Source organism: Streptomyces sp. NPDC059582 (genome assembly GCF_042735715.1).
Classification (GTDB): Bacteria; Actinomycetota; Actinomycetes; order Streptomycetales; family Streptomycetaceae; genus Streptomyces.
In genome coordinates this window covers 68,238-90,226 of the sequence record NZ_JBHWCC010000038.1, presented here as the reverse complement: position 1 = coordinate 90,226, position 21,989 = coordinate 68,238, and the positions used below count along the sequence as shown (strand labels likewise).

The 21,989-nt window shown below is 69.7% G+C and carries 16 protein-coding genes and 3 pseudogenes; 6 read left to right on the top strand and 13 right to left on the bottom strand.

The features are described 5' to 3' along the window. Positions 1-7: 7 nt before the first annotated feature. Together tpg and tap are read right to left on the bottom strand one after the other, a co-directional pair. Positions 8-565 (bottom strand): telomere-protecting terminal protein Tpg, encoded by a 558-nt coding sequence (gene tpg, locus ACFV0T_RS28405; protein WP_385784940.1) that lies wholly within the window; start codon positions 563-565, stop codon positions 8-10. Between the two features lie 3 nt (positions 566-568). Further along, positions 569-2,704: a telomere-associated protein Tap gene (gene tap / locus ACFV0T_RS28400; protein ID WP_385784938.1), complete on the bottom strand. Its 2,136-nt coding sequence runs from the start codon at positions 2,702-2,704 to the stop codon at positions 569-571. Positions 2,705-3,213: 509 nt separating this feature from the next. Here tap and ACFV0T_RS28395 point away from each other — a divergent pair. Then, positions 3,214-3,450, top strand: coding sequence for a hypothetical protein (locus tag ACFV0T_RS28395; protein ID WP_385784935.1), 237 nt, complete (start codon positions 3,214-3,216; stop codon positions 3,448-3,450). A gap of 138 nt (positions 3,451-3,588) precedes the next feature. On the opposite strand, the gene ACFV0T_RS28390 is transcribed toward ACFV0T_RS28395, so the two are convergent. After that, positions 3,589-4,254, bottom strand: coding sequence for a sigma-70 family RNA polymerase sigma factor (locus ACFV0T_RS28390; RefSeq protein ID WP_385784932.1), 666 nt, complete (start codon positions 4,252-4,254; stop codon positions 3,589-3,591). Next, the gene (locus tag ACFV0T_RS28385) at positions 4,241-4,999 is read right to left on the bottom strand and encodes a hypothetical protein (protein ID WP_385784930.1); all 759 of its coding nucleotides are present in this window, start codon (positions 4,997-4,999) and stop codon (positions 4,241-4,243) included. The genes ACFV0T_RS28390 and ACFV0T_RS28385 overlap by 14 nt, the downstream gene beginning before the upstream one ends. Positions 5,000-5,377: 378 nt before the next feature. Between ACFV0T_RS28385 and ACFV0T_RS28380 the strand changes: the two genes are divergently transcribed. Next, a complete protein-coding gene (locus tag ACFV0T_RS28380) occupies positions 5,378-5,539 on the top strand; it encodes a hypothetical protein (protein WP_385784928.1) in 162 nt (53 codons plus the stop codon). Between the two features lie 1,063 nt (positions 5,540-6,602). Then, the gene (locus ACFV0T_RS28375; protein ID WP_385784925.1) at positions 6,603-7,049 is read left to right on the top strand and encodes a hypothetical protein; all 447 of its coding nucleotides are present in this window, start codon (positions 6,603-6,605) and stop codon (positions 7,047-7,049) included. A gap of 247 nt (positions 7,050-7,296) precedes the next feature. On the opposite strand, the gene ACFV0T_RS28370 is transcribed toward ACFV0T_RS28375, so the two are convergent. Continuing rightward, positions 7,297-7,719 (bottom strand): hypothetical protein, encoded by a 423-nt coding sequence (locus ACFV0T_RS28370; RefSeq protein ID WP_385784923.1) that lies wholly within the window; start codon positions 7,717-7,719, stop codon positions 7,297-7,299. Positions 7,720-7,855: 136 nt separating this feature from the next. Next, positions 7,856-8,100, bottom strand: a pseudogene (locus ACFV0T_RS28365) (transposase); the annotation flags it as partial. A 455-nt stretch (positions 8,101-8,555) separates the two neighbouring features. Between ACFV0T_RS28365 and ACFV0T_RS28360 the strand changes: the two are divergent. Then, complete coding sequence (locus tag ACFV0T_RS28360; RefSeq protein ID WP_385784921.1) at positions 8,556-10,676, top strand: SpoIIE family protein phosphatase; 2,121 nt, start codon at positions 8,556-8,558, stop codon at positions 10,674-10,676. Positions 10,677-10,840: 164 nt separating this feature from the next. Here ACFV0T_RS28360 and ACFV0T_RS28355 read toward each other — a convergent pair whose 3' ends face one another. Beyond that, positions 10,841-11,746, bottom strand: a complete 906-nt coding sequence (locus tag ACFV0T_RS28355) for a hypothetical protein (protein WP_385784918.1) — start codon at positions 11,744-11,746, stop codon at positions 10,841-10,843. An 88-nt stretch (positions 11,747-11,834) separates the two neighbouring features. Here ACFV0T_RS28355 and ACFV0T_RS28350 point away from each other — a divergent pair, with 88 nt between their 5' ends. Both ACFV0T_RS28350 and ACFV0T_RS28345 read left to right on the top strand, forming a co-directional pair. Continuing rightward, a complete protein-coding gene (locus ACFV0T_RS28350) occupies positions 11,835-15,218 on the top strand; it encodes a tetratricopeptide repeat protein (RefSeq protein WP_385784915.1) in 3,384 nt (1,127 codons plus the stop codon). Between the two features lie 261 nt (positions 15,219-15,479). Continuing rightward, positions 15,480-16,942 (top strand): annotated as a pseudogene (locus ACFV0T_RS28345) (dihydrolipoyl dehydrogenase family protein). A 121-nt stretch (positions 16,943-17,063) separates the two neighbouring features. Here the strand turns inward: ACFV0T_RS28345 and ACFV0T_RS28340 are convergent. The 6 genes and pseudogenes from ACFV0T_RS28340 to ACFV0T_RS28315 form a co-directional block, all read right to left on the bottom strand. After that, positions 17,064-18,551, bottom strand: a complete 1,488-nt coding sequence (locus tag ACFV0T_RS28340; RefSeq protein WP_385784912.1) for a peptide MFS transporter — start codon at positions 18,549-18,551, stop codon at positions 17,064-17,066. Continuing rightward, entirely contained in the window at positions 18,548-19,801 is a 1,254-nt protein-coding gene (locus tag ACFV0T_RS28335) for a cytochrome P450 (protein WP_385784909.1), read from the bottom strand. Before ACFV0T_RS28335 ends, ACFV0T_RS28340 begins: the two co-directional genes overlap by 4 nt. A gap of 2 nt (positions 19,802-19,803) precedes the next feature. Further along, the gene (locus tag ACFV0T_RS28330; RefSeq protein ID WP_385784906.1) at positions 19,804-20,145 is read right to left on the bottom strand and encodes an antibiotic biosynthesis monooxygenase family protein; all 342 of its coding nucleotides are present in this window, start codon (positions 20,143-20,145) and stop codon (positions 19,804-19,806) included. Next, positions 20,142-20,468: an antibiotic biosynthesis monooxygenase family protein gene (locus tag ACFV0T_RS28325; protein ID WP_385784903.1), complete on the bottom strand. Its 327-nt coding sequence runs from the start codon at positions 20,466-20,468 to the stop codon at positions 20,142-20,144. Before ACFV0T_RS28325 ends, ACFV0T_RS28330 begins: the two co-directional genes overlap by 4 nt. Position 20,469: 1 nt before the next feature. Beyond that, on the bottom strand, positions 20,470-21,219 hold the full coding sequence (locus tag ACFV0T_RS28320; RefSeq protein ID WP_385784900.1) for an SDR family NAD(P)-dependent oxidoreductase: 750 nt from the start codon (positions 21,217-21,219) through the stop codon (positions 20,470-20,472). Positions 21,220-21,251: 32 nt separating this feature from the next. Further along, a pseudogene (locus ACFV0T_RS28315) lies at positions 21,252-21,962 on the bottom strand (SDR family NAD(P)-dependent oxidoreductase); the annotation flags it as partial. Positions 21,963-21,989 lie beyond the last annotated feature (27 nt).

Here is a 21,989-nt window from a genome sequence, read left to right as displayed (position 1 = left end):
GCATCCCTCAGAAGTCCAGGTCGAGGTAGTCGATGTCGGTGAGGGCGACGTCGGAGAGGCCCATGGCGCGGGTGCCGCCGTCCTGGAAGTACACGTCCTTCAGCCCTTCGGCGACGATCTCGCGCAGCTGCTGGTCGCCGGCTCCGGCGTCGCGTGCGTCGAAGAGGCGTTGTGCGTAGGCCGGGGGGAGGTGGACGGTGAGGCGGCGGAAGCGGCCGTCGTCGGTCGTGCCGACCGGTGCGGTGTAGCCGAAGCGGGCCCGGGTCTCCACCGTGATCCCGCCCGTCGTGGCCGCTTGCCGGCGGCGGCGCTTGCGGACCTGGGGCTGCCAGCGGGCCCGTACTGCGTTCTCGATTTTGGCGGCGACGTCGGGGCGTGCGTGTTTGCGGGCGCCGCGGCGGTAGCGGTTGACGGAGTCGGCGGTGACTCCGATTTCCTGGGCGACGGCTTTCGCGCTGCCCAGCTGTTTGATCAGGTAGCCGATGCGGCCCTTGAGGGTCTTGGGTGGCTCGCGGGTGAACGCCTCGCGGTCGGCGCGTTCGATCGCGTCGTCGATCTCCCCCACCGGTTACTCCCCTTCGTCCAGGACGGCGTCGCCGCCCTTGATGTGCCGGGCCGGGTTGAAGCCCTGCTCCATCAGGTCGACCGCCCACAGCATCGACTGCACACCCTCCAGCTTCGCCAGCCCCGGCGTCGCCCCGAGACGGAACCCGCCCGGCTGTGCCTTGCCCGACGCCGCGTACGGCAGGAAGTCGAGGGGGCTGTCGCCGGGGCTCGGGTAGACCACGCAGTCGGACAGCACGGCCAGCGGGAACAGGCCGGTCAGCTTCGCCATGTTGGTGAGTTTGCGGTGCATGTTGACCCGGGCTTTGGAGATGACGGCGGCGCGGATGTCGGGGCGCCAGGTCGGCCGCTCCAGGGCCGGCCACCGCTCCCCCTGCCGGTAGTTCTTGCCCTGCGGGCGCTCACGCAGCTTGCCCACGCCGCCCTTCACCGTGGCTTTGATGGCGACCAGGACGGCGGCCAGGGCCGGGTCGGCCTGCTTGTGCTGTTCCATCGCCGCCAGGAACTCCGTGTCGTCCAGGTCTTTGGTGACGCCGAGGTCGGCGAGGGTGTCGACGTAGGCGGTCCTGAGCCGGTCGTGCCACGGATCCAGATACGCGCCGGTCTCGCGGCGCAGGTACGCCTCCAACGGGGCGACGTTGTGGCCGAGTTCCTGGGCGTAGGCGACGGTGTGTGTCTGATACCAGGCCGGGCCCGTCGGACGCTCGCCCGTCGGGGTGAACGGGCTGGGCAGGCGCGGGTCCAGGTCGATGTGGGAGAGGTCGACCAGCCACGAGCCGGGGATCTTCGGGTTGAACTGCGGGGCGCGGAAGTAGTCCGGGGCGGAGAGGCCGACGGTCAGGCGGGATGCGGCCGCGAGGAACGCCGTGTTCAGGTCCAATCCCACCGCGAAGGGCAGCGTGCACTCCTCATCCGTGAGCGTCTCTACCGACCGCACCCACTGATACGCCTCCTCGTTCAGGAAACCGCCGCTCCAGCCGCTGTTCACGACCACGGGGTGCTCGAGGGTGGCCTCCGGCGGCGCCGGGTCCATCGGCTGCGTCCCCAGCGAGCCCGGATTGTGGCCGGAGATCCAGTTGCCGCTCGCCCGGTCCTGCACGGCCTTCGTGGGCGGGCGCAGCGCCGTCATCAGCTCCAGGCCCGACACGGCCGTGGAGCCGCGCGGGGTGATGACCCGGGTCGCGTAGACGCCCAGGACGCGGGCAATGTCGGCCGGCTCCATCTCCGCAACGCCCGGCCAGGACCGTTCATCGAGGGCGTCCCAGGACAAAAGCGCGAGCTGTACGCACTGGCGTTGGCTGCCCTCGGCCTTGCGGTAGATGCGTGCCCACGGGCCGAAACCGCGCTGGGTGAGCTGCCACTTCGCCTTCTTCACCTGCCGGACCACCGGATGATCCTCCGGCAGACGCAGGGAACGGCGCTGCTCGTGGCCCTCCAGCCGCTCCGGCAGCCCCAGCTTCACCGCGGCCGCCGCGGTGAGCACGATCAGCGGGTCACCGTCCTTGCCGTTACGGTGCAGCCGCGCCGCGCCCAGACCCGACTCGGCCAGCGTCCACTCCACCAACTCCGGCACCGAGGTGGCCGGGCAGTCCAGCACGATGCCACCGGTGGCGTAGGCGGAACCATCGCCGTCCAACACCGCCAGCGGACCGTGCGGGAACCGCGAGTCCAGCACGGGCTTCGCCGCCGTAGCTGACGCCGGACGGCGCGACGTCACGACCGGACGGGCCACGCGCACCTGAGCGACCGGGGCCTCGACCGGCACGGCGCTCTCCGCCTCGGCGGACTTGGGGGCGGCCGGACTCGGGGCGGCGGGACCGAGGAACGTCTCCGGCACCTGCGGGTGGGGAGCGACGGCCGGAGCGGGCGTGGCAACGGGCGTGCCGTGTGCGGGGTACTTGGCCGCCCAGCCGTTCAACAGCCGCTGGTACGCCTCCAGACGCGGCGTCCTCGGCTCGGACCGGCCGTTCTCCCAGTTCTTCACCGTCTGCGTGGTGGTCCGCAACGCACTCGCCAGACGCGCCTGGGTGATACCGGCAGCCTCACGCAGCCGGGCACGCTCCGCCGGAGACGGCAGCTGCGGCTCCTCCTCCAGCAGCGCGTCCACCGACGCGAACAACTCTTCCTCGCTGGCTGGCATAGGTGACTACCTCCACCCGAACACTAGCAGTACTTACCCTGTTATTTAGCCCGATTCTTTACCCTGATCGGATTCTGTTTCGGGGTGGCGTGTGGACGTTGTCAGGCGGCAGCAGCCGGGCCTCGATCGGCGCCGGCGTGTCGTTCGGGACGCTGCTGTTGAACGTGAGCAGAGCCGGACAAGAGCCGACGGGCAAGAGGCTCTCCAGGCGCCTGCGCGATGAGCTAGCCCCCTGGTCGGGGCAACACCCCCGGCCCACGGCTCCCCGGCCGCCCACGATCTGTGTGACAGGGCCGAACGAACCGCCCACCAGGCGGCAGTTCAGGTGCAGCGCGGTTTGCGAGCCGCCGTCGGCTTCGCCGGCGGGGCCGCGACCGTCTTCTTCGTCCCGGCTTTCTTGCCCGGCTGCTTCTCGCTGCGGTCTTCAAGGCGGGCGGCCACCGACAACGCACGGGTGCTGCCGCGCGGGTCGCGCAGGGGCTTCCGCGTCCCCGATCTAGGATCCCGCCGTGGACATCCCCGATGAGCTGATCAGACTGGAACGCACCGCCGAAGAGGAACGGGCCCGGATGGCCGGTCTGGCCGGCCCTGAGTACGAGGAGCAGTGGCAGGTGTGGCGGGCAGCCTCCGTCGCGGTCCAGGCCGCGATCACTGAGCACGCGGCCGAAACCAAGGCCGACCGCAACGAGTTGGAGCAGGCGGTCAAGAAGGCGGTACGGGATGCGGACGAGGACCCGGCCGAGTAGGCGTTGGCGGGAGCCTCCGCGCTCGGCGCTGGCGCGCGTGGCTTGTGGACCTCCGAAGTCGCCAGGACGACGGCTGTCCGCGCCGGGCACGGTCCTGGTAGACGGCCGGGCGTCCGCGTCGATGGACGTCTGCAGGCTTCACTGTGCGCTCTTCCTGGCTTTGTCGGTATCGGCCGGCAGACGTAGCTGGACACGGAGGCGTTCCTTGGCTCTGCGCACGTGGTGGTCAACGGTGCGTACGTCCAATCCCGTGTGGTGGGCGATCTGCTGGGTCGTGTAGCTGAGCAGGTAACGCATGACAATGACGGTGAACTGCCGCTCGGGCAGCTCCAGGATTGCGTCGTACAGTCCGTGGTCGCTGCTGCTGATCTCCAGCTGGCTGCGGATCGCCTGGAGATCCCGGGTGAGTGCCCTGCCGTTGACGCAGCGTCGAAGGACCTCCAGGGCTTGCTGCTCGATGCCGTCCTGTGTCAGCAGCTGGTCCCATGCTCCAAGGATTTCCAGGAAGGCGTGGTGAACCACTTGTGCGGCGAGTTGGCGGCTTCCGAGCTGGATTTCGGCGAAGTCGTGGAAGAACTCCTGGTGTCCCAGGTAGAAGATCTCGAAGGAGAGCGGGAGCTTGGGAGGTGGCTGGACGGCCTCCCGATCACCGTCAGGGTGCAGGTGATGACGCAGCTCGATGATTTTTCCGACGGAGCGGGCCTGGCTGGGCGGTGTCCTCTCGCGTAGCTGTCGGGCGCCTGATCCGCCCAGGGACGACTTTGCAAGGAGCGCGTCGAAGTCATCGTCGTCATGGCCGGCCATGCGGGTCACCTGCTTCCCTGTCGCGCTTCTGTCTTTTCCGCCACCGGTAGAGCACGGCCTCGACGGCTCGGACCGACTCCGTTCCCAGGAGCTCGTAGATCTCTTCTTGGGAGTGTCCGTCGATGGTCAGGGCCACGACCGCCTGTGTGCGCGGGTCGCCGATCTCGTTGAGGTGCTCGAGTACCTCCAATTTGCTCAGCACTTCGCCGGCCACGCTCAGCTGGGTGACGGGGTCTTCGTACATCTGCTTCTGCTGCCTGAGGGCTTGGTGCTCTCGTTCCTCGGCGGTGCGACAGCGGCGGAATTCGTTGGGAAAGTCGTACAGGCAGGCGCCCATGAAGTAGGTGGTGATGCTCGCGCCCCCCTCGTAGGTCCAGCCGCCCTCGACAAGTGCGCGCTGCGTGAATCGGGGCAGGGCAAGGGCCACGACCATGATCGCCAGCTGTTCACGCAGGTCGCTGTCCGAGGCCAGTCTCTCCAGGTCGCGCTCGTGGGGGTTGAGGCCGAAGCCGCGCTCGGCGACCAGGTGGAAGATGAACCCGGAGTGCATCCATCCCCGCAGCACCGAGATCCCGTAGCGGACCAGCTCGTTCACGAACTGGTCGTACCGCGGCCCCCGAAAGCCGTCCCGGGCCAGCACCTCCAGGACCTGCTGATCACTCATCCTGCGGTCGATGCTCTCCTGCAGCCGTCGGGCCTCGCGACTGTGACGGCCGCGCAGCCGGTGCAAGTCCTCTTCGGACACGGGCGCGCCCGGATCCTGTGTTGAGCGCCGGCCGGAAGGTTGTAGGTCCCGGGCGCGCGCGGCTGCGGACTGCCTGCCCGCACCGTCGCCCTGCATCCCCTTCTCCCTTTCGGTCGTCGTCCGGTCTACCCTCACCTTCGTCGAGTGGGGGTCGCCTACGCCGCCCCCTTGTAAGTCGCTCTCCGCGGGGTACCCCACGGACTTCTCCAAGAATTTTTTGAGTGCGGCCGGGACGCGGGCAAGCCGTGGGGTATTGACCGCGACGTGACGTAAGAGCGGGCGTCCCACGCGTCAACATCCCTGGAGCAGTAAGTGAGTTCCGCACCCGCGCCTACGCCGCCGGATCCGCCCGAGCCGAGGCAGCAGCCTCGTACGTTCGTGACACAGCACACCGCCATCGTCCTCTTGGCGGGGTTCGTCATCGGCCTGGTCGTCGGCTGCCTCACGTTCCTGAGCGGGGCGTCAGCCGCCGGTGCGGCTCTCGCCGGGGTGCTCAGCACCGGGAGCAGTGTGCCCGTCCTGCGCACCCTCATCGACTGAAGTCCGGACCGTGGACGGCACCGGGCAGGGCACGTCACCGGCCGGCACGCCCGCGTGGCGTCATACGGCATCGACGTGCAGAAGGGGGTCGAAGGTGAGACCCTGGCCGGGCCGACACGCCGCAGTTGTGTGAGCGGACGTCAGGCGCTCATCTCCCCTCGTCCGGTGCCGACTTCACACAGAGCGCCGGTTTCGGAGCGCGCTCCGGGCTCCGTCGAGATCCCCAGGTCGATTTCACCGACGATTGTCCCGTCCACGCAGGCGACGAAGAGCGCGGGCTCCGAGTCGCCGTCCGGCGTAACGCTGATCCGTCCCAGGAGAGCGGTTGGGGGATTGTGCGGGTTTCCTGATATGCCGTCATCTGGTGCGACGGTTGGCAACTCGACTGCAAGACGGTCTCGTTGACGGAGGCCGGCGTCTGCATCTGGCACGGCTGTGGGGTGTGTCGGATCGCAGCGGGCTACATGCCGGCCTTCTGATCCGTAGGGTCGGGCAGGCTGCTGTGGGCGATGCTGACAGCTTTTACCACGCAACCGATTAGGTGGGCGCACCACGGTCGTTCGCTTCTGGCACCTGACTGCGGCCGCCATGGGCAGCGATCTGCAATGGATGATAATCTTGCAGTGCCGCTTCATCAGGGATCAGGGGGCCAACTCTGCTCAGACAGAGAGTCCCGGGGAGAGGCAGCGGTCCGCGCAGTGCGGAAAGAGACGGGCTGGCGGCCTGGAATGAACAGGGAAGTTCCCACCGCGGCTCATGACGGTTTCGAGACCGTCCAGCATGCATATTCCAAACCGCAACCCCCGAACCGCTCTTCTCTCGAATTCACCTACTCATCAAGCGGTTTTCTGACCAGAGGATGCCACAGAGCATTCTGAGGTCTCCATGCCATCGTCACGCGGGGGTAATGGGCTCCGTGCGACGGTGCAGAACCAGGGCTGCAGAGCAGAGTTCAGCCCGCTCATACGAGGGTGGATCAATGAACCGCAGACGTCGTCTCGCTCTCCTGGCAACACCACTCGTACTGCCGCTCGCGCTCGCCTCGGCTGTAGGTGCGCAAGCGATGAGCGACAAGGCACCCGCGAGTAGCAGCGCCGCCGCCCCTTCGAAAGCGGTTTGCGCTGTCGTGCGTAACACCGATGCCCAAGGCGAGGCCACCTTCGCGCTCAGGGGTGAGGGATTCACGGAGGGGTCGAGGGTGGGATTCATCGGACCGAGTCACATCGGGAACTTCACCGTGGACGCCGACGGCGCCTTCGCCGTGGACGCCGCGAAGAACGGTCAATACCACGTCCTGGTAGATGGCGGCGAGGACACCATCAAGTGCGCCAAGGCGAAGGGCGAACAGTCGCAGAAGGACGAGGAGCGCGCAGCAGGATTCACCGCTGGCTTCAAAGCGGTCAAGGCGAACTGTCAGGCCAAGGAACCGCAAGGCATCGCCCCCCACACCGCAACCTGGGAGAAGGGCTGGAACGCGGGAGCCGCGGAAGCGGCTGACAAGTTCTGCTGAGGAACCGACCAGCCCCTGTGGGCCTGGGGCGATGCCAGGGAAGTGGACCATGCTGTCCCCCTGTCCACCGAGCGCGTCGAACTCTCAACGACCGCTCGCCCCGTCGCCGCCCCTGCGGTCCGGCCGCCCGAGGAGGGAGTGCGCTCCTGCGGGCGGCCGTGGTGTGCATGCGGCGACCCAGCACCCGTCACGTGTGTCAGCTGTCTGACGTCGGCGGACAACAGGAAGCGAGCGCCCCGACGCCTGGTCAGGCGGTGGCGAAAGCCTCCTCGGGGACATCGTCGAGGACGAATCCGTTGTCGAGCCGGACACGGACCGTGACGCGGAGCATCCGTCGCTGGTAGGCGACCCACTGCTCTTCCAAGGCCCCTACCTGTTCACCTAGTTGCTTTCTGCTCGCCGACGGCATCTGGTGGCCGAAGTCGTCGAGGAGCGACTTGAGGCGCAGGTACTCACGGACCTCGTGGCTCTGCTGCCGGTGATGCTCGTCCACACGCTCCACGGTGCCCGCGATGCCTGCTGCCAGGGCCAGAGAGGCGGCGAAGGCACCCGTCTCCTCAGGAGGCTCCCCGGCCGGGGTCACCGACCCGGCCAACCGGAGATCCGCCGCCAGCCGCACCCGTTGGCCCACGTTCAGCGTCATCGATCCTTCGTCTTCCTCGTCGGTCACCGGCGATCCGGTACACGTGGCGTCGCCAGGTGTACCGGAGGGGACAGGATCATCCCATCCTCACCCGGGTCCCGACACGATCGAAGCCCTCGCCGGCCTTCGCCTGTGCAACAGCCCCACGACCGGCGAGTCCCCTGTAGACGAGTTCCTGGCCGTGGTTGACCGGCAGTTCGATCAGCAGACCGGTTCACCACCGGTCATGTCCATCGCCCAGGTCGCCTGGTCGCCGTCGGCGGTCTCCAGGACGTCGGCGATCAGCCGGAGGAGTTCCGGCTCGTCGTGGGCGACCGCCGCGACAGCAGCGTGTCGCCTTCGGCATCCAGGATCAGCGTGTGGTGGTGGGTCTTCCCGCAGGTCGGTCCCCGCCCGTATCCGGCTCATCGCGCTCCAGTCGTTCGTACGTGCCTCGCGTACCACGGACGACCTCGCCGGCATTGCCCTACTCGGCGACAGGTTCACACTTCCCCGTCGGCGGCCGGGTCGTCGTGGGGAACCGGGCGGTCAAGCCTTGGAAGCCATGGACGGCAGCGGTATGAAAGCCACATCCGGTTCCCCTGGGTGCCACAACCCTGCGAATGGCTGGGGCGAGCCCAGAAGGAAGGCAGGGCGGCATGATCCCGCAGTGTCACGCCGCCCTGCGCCCGGCCTCCAGGCTGCGCCTCTCCGTGACGAGCCTGGCGGGGTGGCCCGTAGTACGGTGAACGAAGGTGTTGTGAAGCACTGGGGCGAGTGACATGCGGACTCCGGCATCCTCTTCTCGGTCGTGGCCCCGCGCCGGCAACACGACGGACGCGGAGGGCCTCGACAGCATCTGCGTGTCAGCGGCTCGCCGCTGTATGCGCGACCTGCGCGCGTCAGCCGTCGCGGTCTATCTGGCCGTACCCGGTGAACCGATGCTGGCGGCTGTGGCCGTCGCCACCTCACCCTTGGGCTTGGTCGTACCCGAGCGTCTGCCGACCGAGGACCTGGCCCTTCCCTCCGTCCGGGCCTACCGAACGCGGCGGGTCTGCACGGCCCACTCCTACGACGTAGCGGCACGGCATCTCGATTTCGGGGTTTACGCGGCTGCTCCGCACATCGTGACCGCCGCACCGCTGGCAGCCGGAGAGCAGAGGTTCGGCGCTTTGATGGCGTTCTTGCCGCACCACGTCCAAGAGGTGCGCGCGGACGATACGGATTACCTGCGTGAAGCGGCGGAGCATCTCTCGGTCGAGTTGGACCGCCTTTCCGGCCGCGGTGTCTCTCTGTCTCCTCCGAAGCTTCCGCTGGTGGTCTCCCTGGAGACCGGTGCCGCTGCGGAGACCGGCGGGGCCTCCTCCCGGGAAGGGGACGGATCGCCGATCGAATGGAGCGCACCCTTCATTTTTCACCTGCACAAACTGGCCGTCTCCCTGATGCCTGTCGTGCATACGAGGGACGCGATCGCGCTGACGATCGAGCGACTGGTCTTCGGATTCGGGGCCCAGGCGGTGGCCATCAGCCTGATCGAGGGCGACCGGCTCCATGTGGTGGGCGCATCGGGCTGCTCGAAGGAGTACCTGAAATCCGTCAACGGAAGCTCCGTCAACCCGAAGTCCCCTGAGACCGAAGCCATCACGCACCGGAAGCAGCTCATCTACGAGGCAGGAGAGCAAGGCCAGTTGCCCGGGCAAGGCCACATGACAGCGGACGGCCGTGACGAGTACGTGTGGGTTGTTCTCCCGCTGCTTGCGGGAGACCACGTACTGGGCACATGCTCGGTCGGACTCGCACCCAAGCACCGCCTGATCACCACGCGACTGTCGCCCCTGTCCACCCTGTCGACGTTGCTCGGCCAGACACTCGAACGCACCCAGCTCTACGACGCCAGCCACGCGTTGGCACAGAAGCTGCAGGAAGCCCTGCTGCCCCGGATGCTTCCCCAGCTCGCGGGTGTGCTGACCACGAGCCGGTACGAGCCGCCCACCGGCGCGATCGAGCTCGGAGGCGACTGGTACGACATGTTCACGCTCCCCAGCGGCGAAGTGGCCGCGGTGATCGGCGACGTCGAGGGCCACAACACGGCAGCAGCCGTGGTGATGGGGCAGCTCGGCAGTGCGGTGCGCAGCTATGCGATGGAAGGCCACGACCCGAGCACGGTGCTGTACCGCGCGAATCGCCTGATGATCGACTTGGAGACAGATCACTTCGCGACCTGCTGCTGCGTCTGGCTCGACCCCGAGACAGGCACGGCCCAGGTCGTCAGCGCCGGTCATCCGCGCCCGCTGATACGAACCGCTGGCGGTGCTTACCTGGCGGCAGCGACCGATGTAGGTGTCCCGCTGGGAGTCGAGCCGAGTCCGTCGTATCAGGCCGACATCCTCACCATGGAACCGGGAACGCTGCTGGTTCTCTACACGGATGGCGTGTCCGGCAGGGGTGGCGAGCTGGCCCGGGAAACGCTGGAAGCCGCCGTCGCGGACTCCGGTGATGAACTGGAACGGCTCGGCGACGGACTGATGGGCTCAGGTGTCGGACAGGCCCGGCGGGTGGACGACGCCGCTCTTCTGCTGCTGCGGTACGAAGGACCCGCGAGGGAGGTCCAGGAATCCATCAGACGACTCCACCTGCACCGCCACGACTACCAGGGCGTGCGGAGCGCCCGGCGTTTCCTCACCACGTCCCTGGACAGCTGGCATCTGGCTTCGCTGTCCGATTCCGCCGAGGTGCTCGCATCGGAGGTCGTCACCAACGCGATCGTCCACGGGGACAGCGACGTCGACGTATGTCTGCGCAAGTACCCCGACCACCTCCGGATGGAAGTACGGGACAGTGACTCCCACCCTGCCATGCTCGTGGACCTCGGTCCGGACGAGGACAAGGCCGAAGGGGGTCGGGGGCTGGTGATCGTGTCTGCCCTGGCTTCCTCCTGGGGGAACTCACCCAGCGGCAGGGGGAAGACCGTGTGGTTCGAGATGGATACCCAAGAGGAGTCGTAGCCGGATCCGTCTCATGGCCATCGGGGAGGATCAGCGCCCGAACGACCTACCAAGCGGCAAGGCAGCAGGCCATCCGTACATCGTCCATGCGGATGCCCCGGGGTTTCCGCTGCGAGGGAGCAGTCCGGGGTGGCGGGAGCGCCACGCTGATCACCAGGAGCAGGTCACAGGACGCCTGCCAGCGGTTCGATCGTCTCGCGGTGCCGCAGGTACTCGGTCGCGGCGTGCGGATCGGTATTGGAGTTCTTCACCAGCACGGTGGGCTCCAGTACGTCGTCCGTCTCGGGGAGGAGGTTCCTCAGTTTGAGGGTGGACACGACGAAGTCGTCGCGGTCGGCGACGTTCACCCAGCGTTTCACCTGGGCCGGGCTGTGCATCGGCAGGGGGCGCAGGCGTTTGTGGACGATCGAGCGCATCCCCAGCGGTGAGCCGAACGTAAGGAGCAGCGGCAGCGGCTGGTCGAGCCGGTGGAGGGCTTCGTAGGCGACGACCGTGCCCAGCGAGTGGGCGACCACGGCTCTGGTGTGGGGTGTCACCTGGGACAGGACGGACTCGATCGCCCGTTCGCGTACCGTCTCGTCGTCGAGGTAGGCGGCCACCTGGCCGAGGTGGAAGATGCCGTACCGGCTGAGGGTGGCGAAGCCGGAGCGGGCGACCGGGCCGAGCCGGCCCAGCATGGAGACGACGAGGCGCACCGGTTCGAACGGGCCCTGTTCGGGGCCGACTTCCGCGCGCAGCCAGTCCAGTTCGCGCGCGGCCTCGTCGCGCTCGGCCGGATCGGAGGCGTTGCGGCGGATGTTGTCCATGATGTCCTCGCCCGTCATCTCGGCGGCGAGGGCCATGTCCTCGGGGAAGGGGACGTCCAGGTCGTCTTTGGGTGCGTAGCGTGAGAAGAGATCGCGGTAGTACGCCATCGCCACGGATGTGGCGCCGGTGTCCATGCGGTCGGCGTGCCGGGCATAGCCGTGCTCGCGCAGGGTGTGGGCGAGCGTGGTGGTCCAGGCGGTTGTCAGTTCCTCTTCGGTCTGTCCCTCGGGGCCGATTCCGTGCACCAGTACGACCTCGGCCACCGTGATGTCTCCTCCGTGTTGTGGGTGTTCGTCAAATTGTCCGTGCGCTGCCCGAGTTGGGGAAGTCGGGTTGTTGATAATGAGACGCATGGGTGACGAGCGCAGGGCGTTGGTGGTGGCATCGCACTGGGATGCCAGGGAGGAGACGGCCCGGCAGCGGCTGGATCTGCTGGGGCCCTGTGCCGTGGAGCTGAGGGATCTGCTCCTGGATCCCCGCCGGGGCAGCTGCGCCCCGGCCTGCGGGGACGGGCTGCTCGACGGGCCCCGGGCGCCCGGCGATGTGGCCGCCGCCCTCGCCGAGGCGTTCGCCGGGGCGTCGGCCGCGGGGGCGTCGCTCCTGATCGGCTTTGTCGGCCATGGGTATGCCGCGCGGGAGGGCGAGTTCCTCTTTCCGGTGACCTCCACTCCGGCCGTCCCGGATCCCGGTACGGCGCTGGCGGTGCCCGAGGTGCTGCGTGAACTGCTGCTGCGGCACGGAGGTATCAGGGAGCTGACCGTTGTGATCGACGCCTGTATGGCGGGTTACGGTGCTCTGGCGGCGGCGCGGGAGTGGTTCCCGTACGCGATGCAGACGGGCCGGAATATCGACGTCCTGGCCTCTTCGGACGGGCGTCCGGCTTATGGGCTGCAGTTCTCGCTCGCGCTGAACAAGGTGATGCGGCAGGGGCACGTGCGGCTGCTGGACAAGCTGCACACCGTGCCGTTGCGCCGGCTGATCGGCCCCGCTCTGGTGCGTCAGGACCCGCAGTCCGTCTCGTACGACGGAGGCCGCAGCGACTCCGGCGACGTGTACGGGCCGTGGCTGGCGAAGAACGTGGCGCGGGACGCCTCTTTGAGTGTGCTCGCCGCCAGCGAGGACAATCAGCAGTTGCTGGGCCGGCTGCGGCTCTTCCAGGCGCCGGGCGGGCTGGACGAGCTGGCCGCGTCGGTCGGCCGGCACCGTTTCGTGGCCGTGGTCGGCGCGATGGGGACCGGGAAGACGACGCTGGCGGCCGCGCTGTGCCGGCCGGAGCTGCTGCCGCGGGAGGGGGATGCGGCACCCGTACGCGCGCTCGTCAGGCTGACCGACCGGAGCACGAACGGCCGTGGTGTGATGCGGAAGGTGGCCCGGCAGCTCGCGCTGTATCTGCCCGGCTTCGCCGATGCGGCGCAGACGTACGGGGCACGGCTGACGCGCGAGGACAAGGCGAAGCCGAGCGCGGAGATCGATGTGGCGGGGCCTCTGGGCCTGGTGGAGGCGCCGGGTCCGGTACGGGTCGTCATCGACGGTCTCGACCAGCTCGACACTGTGGGCCGCTTGGACGTCTCGGCGGCCCTGGGGATCCTGGACGATCTGGCACCGGCCTGGTTCGGTGTGGTGGTCACGACCCGGGAGGGGGTGCCGCTGCCGCGGGGGTGGCACCGGGCGCAGGTCGCTGCGAAGGCGCAGGAGAGTCTGCTGAGCGGATATCTGGAGGAGCGCGGCCACACCGCGCTGCAGGGGCGGATCCTGGCGCAGGCGGCGGGGAACTGGGAGATCGTGCGGCTGCTGGCGGACTACGGACCGCTGGAGGGCGACCGGCCCGTCCGGTACGACGAGGTGTACGAGAACGTGCTCGAGCGGGCCCGTTCCTTCGTGCCGGGCGGCGACGGCGCGTGGATCGACAGTGTCGTCGTCGTGCTGGCCGCGTCCGGCCTGGGTGCCGGTCTGCCGCGTGCGCTGCTCGCCGAGGCGGCCGGTCGGCTGGGCGGTCCGGGCGGTGAGGCGGAGCTGGACCAGGCGCTCGAGCAGTTGCCCGGTCTGCTGGAGCGGGCGGAGCATGCCACGGCCGGTGAGCTCTTGGGTGTGCATCATCAGACGCTTGTGGAGTACGTCCGGGAGGAGCTCGACCTGCCGTCGGGCCATGAGGCGCTGGCGGGGGCGCTGGCCACAATGGCTCCTATGGACCAGCACGCGGCGGACGACCCCCTGCACGCCTACGCCGAGGAGGCGGAGCCGTTCCACCTGTGGCACGCGGCGCAGGCGGCGGACGGTGAGGAGGCCGCGCAGGTGTTCTACGGGCGGCTGCTGCAGAGTCTGGACAGCCGTGCCTCCGCCGTGGCCGCCGTCAACCGGGACCGGTGGGCGGCCTGGTCGGGGCGGCTGGCAGAGCACCCGGGGGCGCAGACCCCCGCCGGGCTGAGGGCGCGTGAGCGGGCGGCGTACTGGACGGGCAAGGCCGGTGCGTACGGGGCTTCGCGGGATCTGTACGAGCAGTTGCTGGAGGTGCAGCGGCGGGTGCTTCCCGAGGACCACCCGGACCTTCTGCAGAGCAGGCACCGCATCGCCTACGCCACCGGCGAGCTGGCCGAGTTCCACAGCGCGGTCGCGTTGCACCGGGCCGTGCTGGCGGACCAGCTGCGGCTGCTGGGCCCGCAGGACCGGCGCACTCTCGCCACCCGTCACCACATCGCCTACTGGACCGGCCGGGGCGGTGACATGGCCGAGGGCCTGCGTCTGCACAGGGAGCTGCTGGAGGACCAGCGGCGCGCGCTGGGTGAACGGGACCGCGACGTGCTGGAGAGCCGCCACTACATTGCGTACTGGTACGGCCGTCTCGGCCGGCCGCTGGAGGCGCTCGCGATGCACGACGAGCTGCTGCGCGACCGGATCGCGGTGTTCGGGCAGGACGATGTGCAGGTCGTCTTCAGCAGAATGAACATCTGCCGCTTCCTGGGCGATGCCGGGCGGCTGAGGGAGTCCCTCGACCGCTATCGGGAACTGCTGCCGGACGTGGAGCGCCACCGGGGTCCCGACCACCCGAACACGCTGATCGTGAGGCTGAACATCGCCCGTCTCAGCTGGGAGCTCGGCGATGCCGAGGCGTCGCTCGCGTTGCACGATGAGCTGATCCGCGACCAGCGGCGGATCAACGGCACGGACCATCCCACGGTGCTGATCTCGCGCTACAACATGGCCATGCTGAAGGCCGAGCTCGGTGACACGAAGACCGCTCTGGCCGAGTTGGACGCACTGTACGAGGAGCGGCTGGCCGGCTACGGGACCGCTGACCATCCCGAGGTCATCACCACCCGCTACGGCCGTGCCTGGGTCCTGGGGCAGGAGGGCGCGTACGCGAAGGCCGTGGAGCTGATGCGCGGTGTGCGGGACGACAGGGGGCGGCTGCTCGGTGAGCGGCATCCGGACACCTTCGCCGCGGCCTCCGCGCTGGGCGAGCTGCTGGCACAGTCCGGCGGTGGGGGCGAGCGGGACGAGGCGGAGGCCCTGCTGCGCGGGATCCTGGCGGCGGGTGAGGAGGCGGGGCTCGGCGAGCGGCATCCGCAGACGATGACCACGCGGGCGCGGCTCGCGGACCTGCTGCGGCGTTCCGGACGGATGGCGCAGGCCGAGGAGCTGCTGCGTGCGCTGCTGCCGTTGCAGGCTGATGTGCTGGGCGCGGAGCATCCGTTGACCGGGCGGACCCGTCGGGCCCTGGGTGATCTGCGGGGCTGAGGGCGGGGGCCTGGCGATGCCGGCCTGGATGCCGCTGGAAGCGAGCTGCGCCGGTTTTCCCGTTCTGCCGTCGCCGGGTCGGCCGAAGGGGCATTCATGTGCCCTCCGTCGTCCGTCGGCCCGGGTGGTCCGGTGCCGGTGTCCTTTCGTCGGGTGGGGTGATGCGGGTGCGCCGCCCCGGCCGCCGTACGGCGTTCACTCCGCCCCCGTCCGCCGGCCGTGGGCCAGGCGGATCGCGGTGTCCCGGGGAACGATGGAATCATGGATATTTCGTCTGGAAACGCTCCGGAAGCCGCTGTTCGGGACACCGCGGAGGACACCTATGACGTGATCGTGCTCGGGGCGGGCCCGGTCGGCCAGAACGTCGCCGACCACGCGCGTGCGGCCGGGCTGAGCGTCGCCGTGATCGAGCGGGAACTGGTCGGCGGGGAGTGCTCGTACTGGGCCTGTGTTCCCAGCAAGGCGCTGCTGCGGCCGGTCATCGCGGTCTCGGACGCGCGCCGGGTCGACGGTGCCCGCCAGGCGGTCACCGGACGGCTCGACACGGCCAGGGTCTTCGCCCGGCGCGATCACTACGTCACTGACTGGGACGACTCCGGGCAGGCCGATTGGGTCAAGTCGATCGGCGCCGATCTGTTGCGCGGTGAGGGCCGGATCGACGGTCCGCGCCGGGTGAGCGTCGCCTCGCCCGACGGCCGGCGCCGGACCCTCACCGCCCGGCACGCGGTCGCCATCGCCACCGGCAGCCGGCCCGTGCTGCCCGATGTGGCGGGTATCGAGGAGGCCCGTCCCTGGACCAACCGCGAGGGCACCGACTCCAGCCAGGTGCCGGGCCGGCTCGTCATCGTCGGCGGCGGCGGGGTGGGCGTCGAGATGGCCACTCTGTGGCAGGGGCTCGGTGCCCAGGTCACCTTGCTGGCCCGCCGCCCCGGATGGAGCCCTTCATCGGCGACATGGTCGCCCAGGGGCTCACCGAGGCGGGCGCGGACGTACGCATCGGCGTCTCGGTGTCCGCGCTGCGCCGCCCGGCCCCCGCGGGCCCGGTCACCGTGACCCTCGATGACGGAACACGCCTGGAAGCCGACGAGGTCATGTTCGCCACCGGGCGGGCGCCGCGCACCGACGACATCGGGCTGGAGTCCGTGGGTCTGGCTCCCGGATCCTGGCTCGATGTCGATGAGACCTGTCTGGTCCGAGGAGTGGAGGGCACCTGGCTGTACGCCCTCGGCGACGTCAACCACCGGGCGCTGCTCACGCACCAGGGCAAGTACCAGGCGCGGACCGCGGGTGACGCGATCGGTGCCCGGGCCAGGGGGCTGCCGCTCGACAACGGCCCCTGGGGCGCGCACGCCACCACCGCCGACCAGCACGCCGTGCCGCAGGTCTTCTTCACCGACCCCGAAGCCGCTTCGGTGGGCCTGTCCGCCGACGAGGCCACCAGGGCCGGCCATCGCATCACCGTGGTCGACGTGGACTTCGCCCAGGCCCAGGGGGCGAACCTGTACGCCGACGGCTACCGGGGCCAGGCCCGCATGGTCGTCGACGGCGAGCGCGGCATCCTCCTCGGGGTGAGCTTCGTCGGCCCCGGCGTCAGTGAACTGCTGCACTCCGCGACCGTCGCCGTCGCGGGTGAGGTCCCTCTCAAGCGGCTGCGGCACGCCGTCGCCTGTTTCCCCACCGTCAGCGAGATCTGGCTGTTCATGCTCAAGGCGTACAAGGGGTAGCACGCGTCCGCACGGCGGCGGTACCGGGTGAGGTGCTGGTCGGCCGAGCGGGTTGGTGGTGTCGCGGAGGAGGCAGGGCCGGGGCGTACCTGAGGTTCGATCTGAGCCGAGCCGGGCTCTTTTACGGCAGGAGTCTGCGCAGCCGTCCCGCGCCCAGGCCCACCACCGCGCCTGTTCCCAGTGCCGTGCCTCCCAGGAGCAGGAAGTAGAGCGGCAGTGGCAGCACCGCGGTGAGCCGGAACAGCTGACCGCCGATCACGATGCCGGCCGCGCCGAAGAGGCCGTTCACGGCGAGGAAGCGGCTGGTGTGGCCGGGCGGCGCGACGGAAGCGGCCAGGGCGAGGCCGGCGGGGGCGAGGGAGATCTCACCGCAGGCGTAGAGGAGATGGACCGGCAGCAGCCAGCCCGGGCCGACCGGGCCGCGCTCCGCGAGCAGCGCGGCGGCGGCCATGAGCAGGAAGCTGAGCCCTGCGGCGACCAGTGCGCCGGAGAACTTGACGGGCGCGTCGGCCCGTTGTCCGGCGCGTCTGCACAGGCGGGTGAAGAGCGGGGCGGCCGGCAGGACGAACAGGGGGTGCAGGGACTGGAACCAGCCGGCAGGGATCTCGAAGCCGAACACGTGCCGGTCCGTGTGGCGTTGGGCGAAGAGGCCGAGCACCGAACCGCTCTGGGCGAAGATCATCCAGAAGACCGAGGAGGCCGCCATCAGTGCGGTGAACCCGGCGAGCCCGCTGTGCCGCCCGGCGCCCTCCCCCGTGTCCTGGTCCCGGGGCCGCAAGGGCCGCAGGGATCGCAGATACGCGAACGGGAGCACGACCGTGCCCAGGCCGAGGCAGGCCAGCACCCCGTTGACACCGAGCACCCCGGCAGCGGCGGCGAGGCCCAGCAGCACGGCCGCCGCCGTGACGATGAGACCGGCGCGCCGCAGGACCCGTACGGCCTCGTCGTGGGTGAGGGGGCACACGGGGCGCCGTCCCACCTGCCCGAACCGGCGCAGCCCGAGGGCGAACACGACGAGCCCAACCGTCATGCCGGCCGCCGCGGCGGCGAAGCCCAGATGCCACGCGATCTTCTCCGCGAGCAGGCCGGTGACGACGGGTGCGACCAGCGCGCTGACCTGGATGCACAGGTAGAAGAGGGAGAACGCCGCCTCGCGCCTGCCCTCGCCTTCGCCGCTGAGCGCGGCCACCATGGCCGCCATGGCCGGTTTGACCAGGCCGGTGCCGGCGACGATCAGCAGCAGCCCGCCGTACAGGGCGGTAGGCGAGCGGGCCGCCAGCGCGGCGTGGCCGCAGGCGATGAGCGTGCCGCCGAGGAGCACGGCGCGGTGTGCCCCCAGCACCCGGTCGGCCAGCCAGCCTCCGGGCATCCCGGCCAGGAAGCTCAGCGCCATGTAGCCGGCGAAGAGCGCGGTGGCGGTCTGCGGGGCCATGCCCATGCCGCCGCGGGCCTCGGAGGCGGTCAGGTACAGCACGAGGATCGCGGCCATCCCGTAGAAACTGAACCGCTCCCACAGGTCGACCGCGAGCAGAGTGGCGAACCCTCGGCGCCGGCCGTCCCCGATGCGTACGGGCTCGGAGGCGGCCGGTGCCGTGAGTTGTCCGCTCATGACGGGTGGACCGGCAGTTCTTGCAGTCCGCGCATCATCAGGCTGCTGCGCCAGCGCAGTTCACCGGGTGGCACCGCGAGTCGCAGCCCCGGGAACCGCTCGAAGAGCCGGCCGATCACGATCCGGCCCTCGAGCCGGGCGAGCGGGGCGCCCAGGCAGTGGTGGATGCCGTGGCCGAAGGCCAGGCCCGCGGTGTTGGCGCGGGTGATGTCCAGCCGGTCGGGCTCCTCGTAGCGCTGCGGGTCGCGGCCCGCCGCACCCAGCGAGATGGTCACGAACTCGCCCTCGGGGATGAGTACCGGGCCGACCTGTACCGGTTCGGTGGTGAAGCGCCAGGTGGCGTTGGTGACCGGGCCGTCGTAGCGCAGGAACTCCTCGACGGCGGCGGGCCACAGCGAGTCGTCGGCGGCGAGTTGCTGTCGTACCCGGGGGTGGTCGAGCAGCGCGAGGGTGCCGTTGCCGATGAGGTTGACCGTGGTCTCGTGGCCTGCGACCAGCAGCAGGAACGCCATGGAGATCAGCTCGGCCGGTGTCAGCTGGTCGCCGCCGTCAAAGGCATGGACCAGGTCGGTGAGCATGTCGTCGTCCGGGTCGGCGCGCTTGGTGTCGATCAGCGCCCGCAGGTAGGTGATCATGCTGGCGCTGGCGTCCCGTACCTCCTCGGTGCCGGCGCCGGAGACGAGCAGGTTGGACCAGCGGCGGAACTCGGTGCGGTCGTGCGGGGGGACGCCGAGCAGCCAGCAGATCACTGTGAACGGCACCGGGAAGGCGAGTGCCTCCATGAGGTCGCTCTTGTCGTGGCGGGCCATGGCGTCGAGCAGTTCGTCGGTGAGTCGCGTGATCCTGGGCCGCAGCGATTCCACGCGGCGGGCGGTGAACGCCTTGCCGACCAGTTTGCGCAGCCGGGTGTGGTCGGGCGGGTCGCTGTCCAGCATGTGCACGCTCAGTTCGTGCGCGAACTGGCTGTGCTCGCCTGCCTCTTCGAGGAACTCTGCCTGCTTCACCGGGTCGGCGAAGTTGCGCGGGATGAGGTCCTTGCCGACCCGCATGTCCTTGCTGAGGCGCGGGTCGGCGAGCAGTGCCCGGGCGTCCTCGTAGCGGGTGACCAGCCAGGTGCGCAGTCCGTTCGGGGTGATCACGGGCAGGGCGGGCGCGGTCTGGCGCAACTCGGCCAGCGTGGCGTGCGGCTGCTGGTGGAAGCCGGGTGTGAACAGGTCGATCGGTGGGGGCGAGGTGTCGGTGTCCGGCATGGTCATGCTCCTCTCGTGAGCGGCTCGGCGTGGCCGGCGGTGTAGCCGGCGAGTTCCCGGTAGATCTCGAAGGGCCGCTCACGCCCGGTGTCGCGGAAGGGCCGCAGCGGGGCTGTCTGCTCCTTGTGCCCGGCGCCTGCCTCCCATGCCGCGAAGGCCTCCCAGTGCGACCAGCGGCTGACGACGACGAAGCTCTGCGGTTCGCCGACGCCTGTCATGAGCTGGTTGGCGAGCAGCCCGGGGGTGCCCGCCATCCGCCGGCTGGCCTCGTGGTATGCCGCCAGCACCGCATCCGGGTCGTCGCTGAGGTGGTAGAGCACCACTTCGATGGCGCCCGCGGTCACGGCGTGCTGCCGAGGGCTCCGGACAGGGCGGCGACCACGTGCATGGTGGTCATGGAGCCGCCGCTGCGGTACGGGTGCAGTTTCTGGCGGTGTTCCAGGTGCCGGTCGCTGGTCTCGAATTCACGAAAGAGCGGCTCGTTGGCCCAGTCGCTGACGATGTAGTAGATGCCGTGCTCCTCGGCGCTGCGGGACAGCCACTGGCCGAGGTTGGCGGGGTGGGAGGTGACCGAGTCGCCGACCTCCTGCCACACCCGCTCGAAGTCGCCTTCCATACCGGGTTTGATCTGCATCCGCAGCATCACCCGGAACACCTGGCCGGCCATGTCAGATCCCTCCGTCGACGTTGACGGTCTCGCCGGTGACATAGCCGGACAGGTCGCTGAGCAGGAAGAGGACGGGGCCGGCCAGTTCGTCGACGGTGCCCAGCCGGGCGAGTGCGGTCTTCTGCGCGTAGGTGGCCCGCAGTCCCTCGGCGCGCTGTGCGGGCATGGCGTCGAACGCCTCGGTCTCGATGACGCCGGGGGCGACGACGTTGACCCGGATGCCGCGCGGTCCGAGCTCCTTGGCGAGCGAGCGGGTCAGTCCGATCATGGCTGCCTTGGCGGCGGTGTAGTGGGCGCGCAGCGGGATGCCGGCGGCGGCGCCGCGCGAACCGATGTTGATCACCGAGGAGCCGTTGCCGAGCAGCGGCAGGGCCTGCTGGATGATGCGGTAGGAGGCGGTGAGGTTGGTGTCGATGATCCTCGACCACTCCTCGGCGGGCAGGTCCGCGAACGGGATGTGGCTGATGACACCGGCGTTGTTGACGACGCCGTCCAGGTGGCCGAAGCGTTCCCTGGCCTCGCCGACGAGCCCGTCGATCTCACTGATCCTGCCGACGTCGGCCCGTATCACGTGGTGGTCGCCGCCGGTCTCCTTGAGGGCGTGGACCAGGCTGTCGACCGCCTCGCCGTCCTGCCGGTAGCAGGTGAGCACGTGGGCGCCGGCCTGCGCCGCGGCGAGCACGATGCCGCGGCCGATGCCGCGGGTGCCGCCGGTGACCAGGATCTTCTTGCCGTGCAGTGCGATGTCCACGGGGTGTTTCCCTCCTGTGGGACGGCGGTGGTTCACACGCAGCCGTCGACGTGGATGTTCTGGCCGGTGATGTAGGCGGCGTGGTCGCTGGTGAGGAAGAGCACGACCTGCGCGATCTCGTCCACGGACCCGAGCCGGCCGAGCGCGGTGAACGAGGAGAAGGTCCGGCGCTGCTGCTCGGCCGCCTCCTGGGGCAGTGCGTCGAGGGCCTCGGTCGCGATCCGGCCGGGCGAGACGGTGTTGACGCGGATGGCCCGCGGGCCGAGTTCGCGGGCCAGTGAGCGGGTCATGCCGACGAGTGCCGATTTGACGGCCGTGTAGTGGACGCCGCCGTCCATGCCGATGAAGGCCACGGTGGAGCCGATGTTGACGATGGAGGCACCGGGGCCGAGCAGCGGCAGGGTGCGCCGGGTCACCAGGTGGGCGGCGGTGAGGTTGCCCTGCAGGGTGGCCGCCCAGTCGGCCGGGTCCAGTTCCTGGTACGGCTTCGGCCGGAAGGCGCCCGCGTTGTTGATGACCGCGTCGAGGCCGCCGAGGCTCGTGTCGCAGGCTGCGGCCAGCAGCTCGACATCGTTCTCGTCGGCCACGTCGGCGCGCAGCACCTGGTGCTTGCCGGCGGTCTGGGCGAGCTCGTGCTCCAGTGTGGCGACGGCGTCGCCCGGTGTGCGGTAGCAGGTGACGACGTCGGCACCGGCCCGGGCGGCGGCGAGCGCGATGCCGCGGCCGATGCCCCGGGTGCCGCCGGTCACCAGGATGCGGCGGCCCGCCAG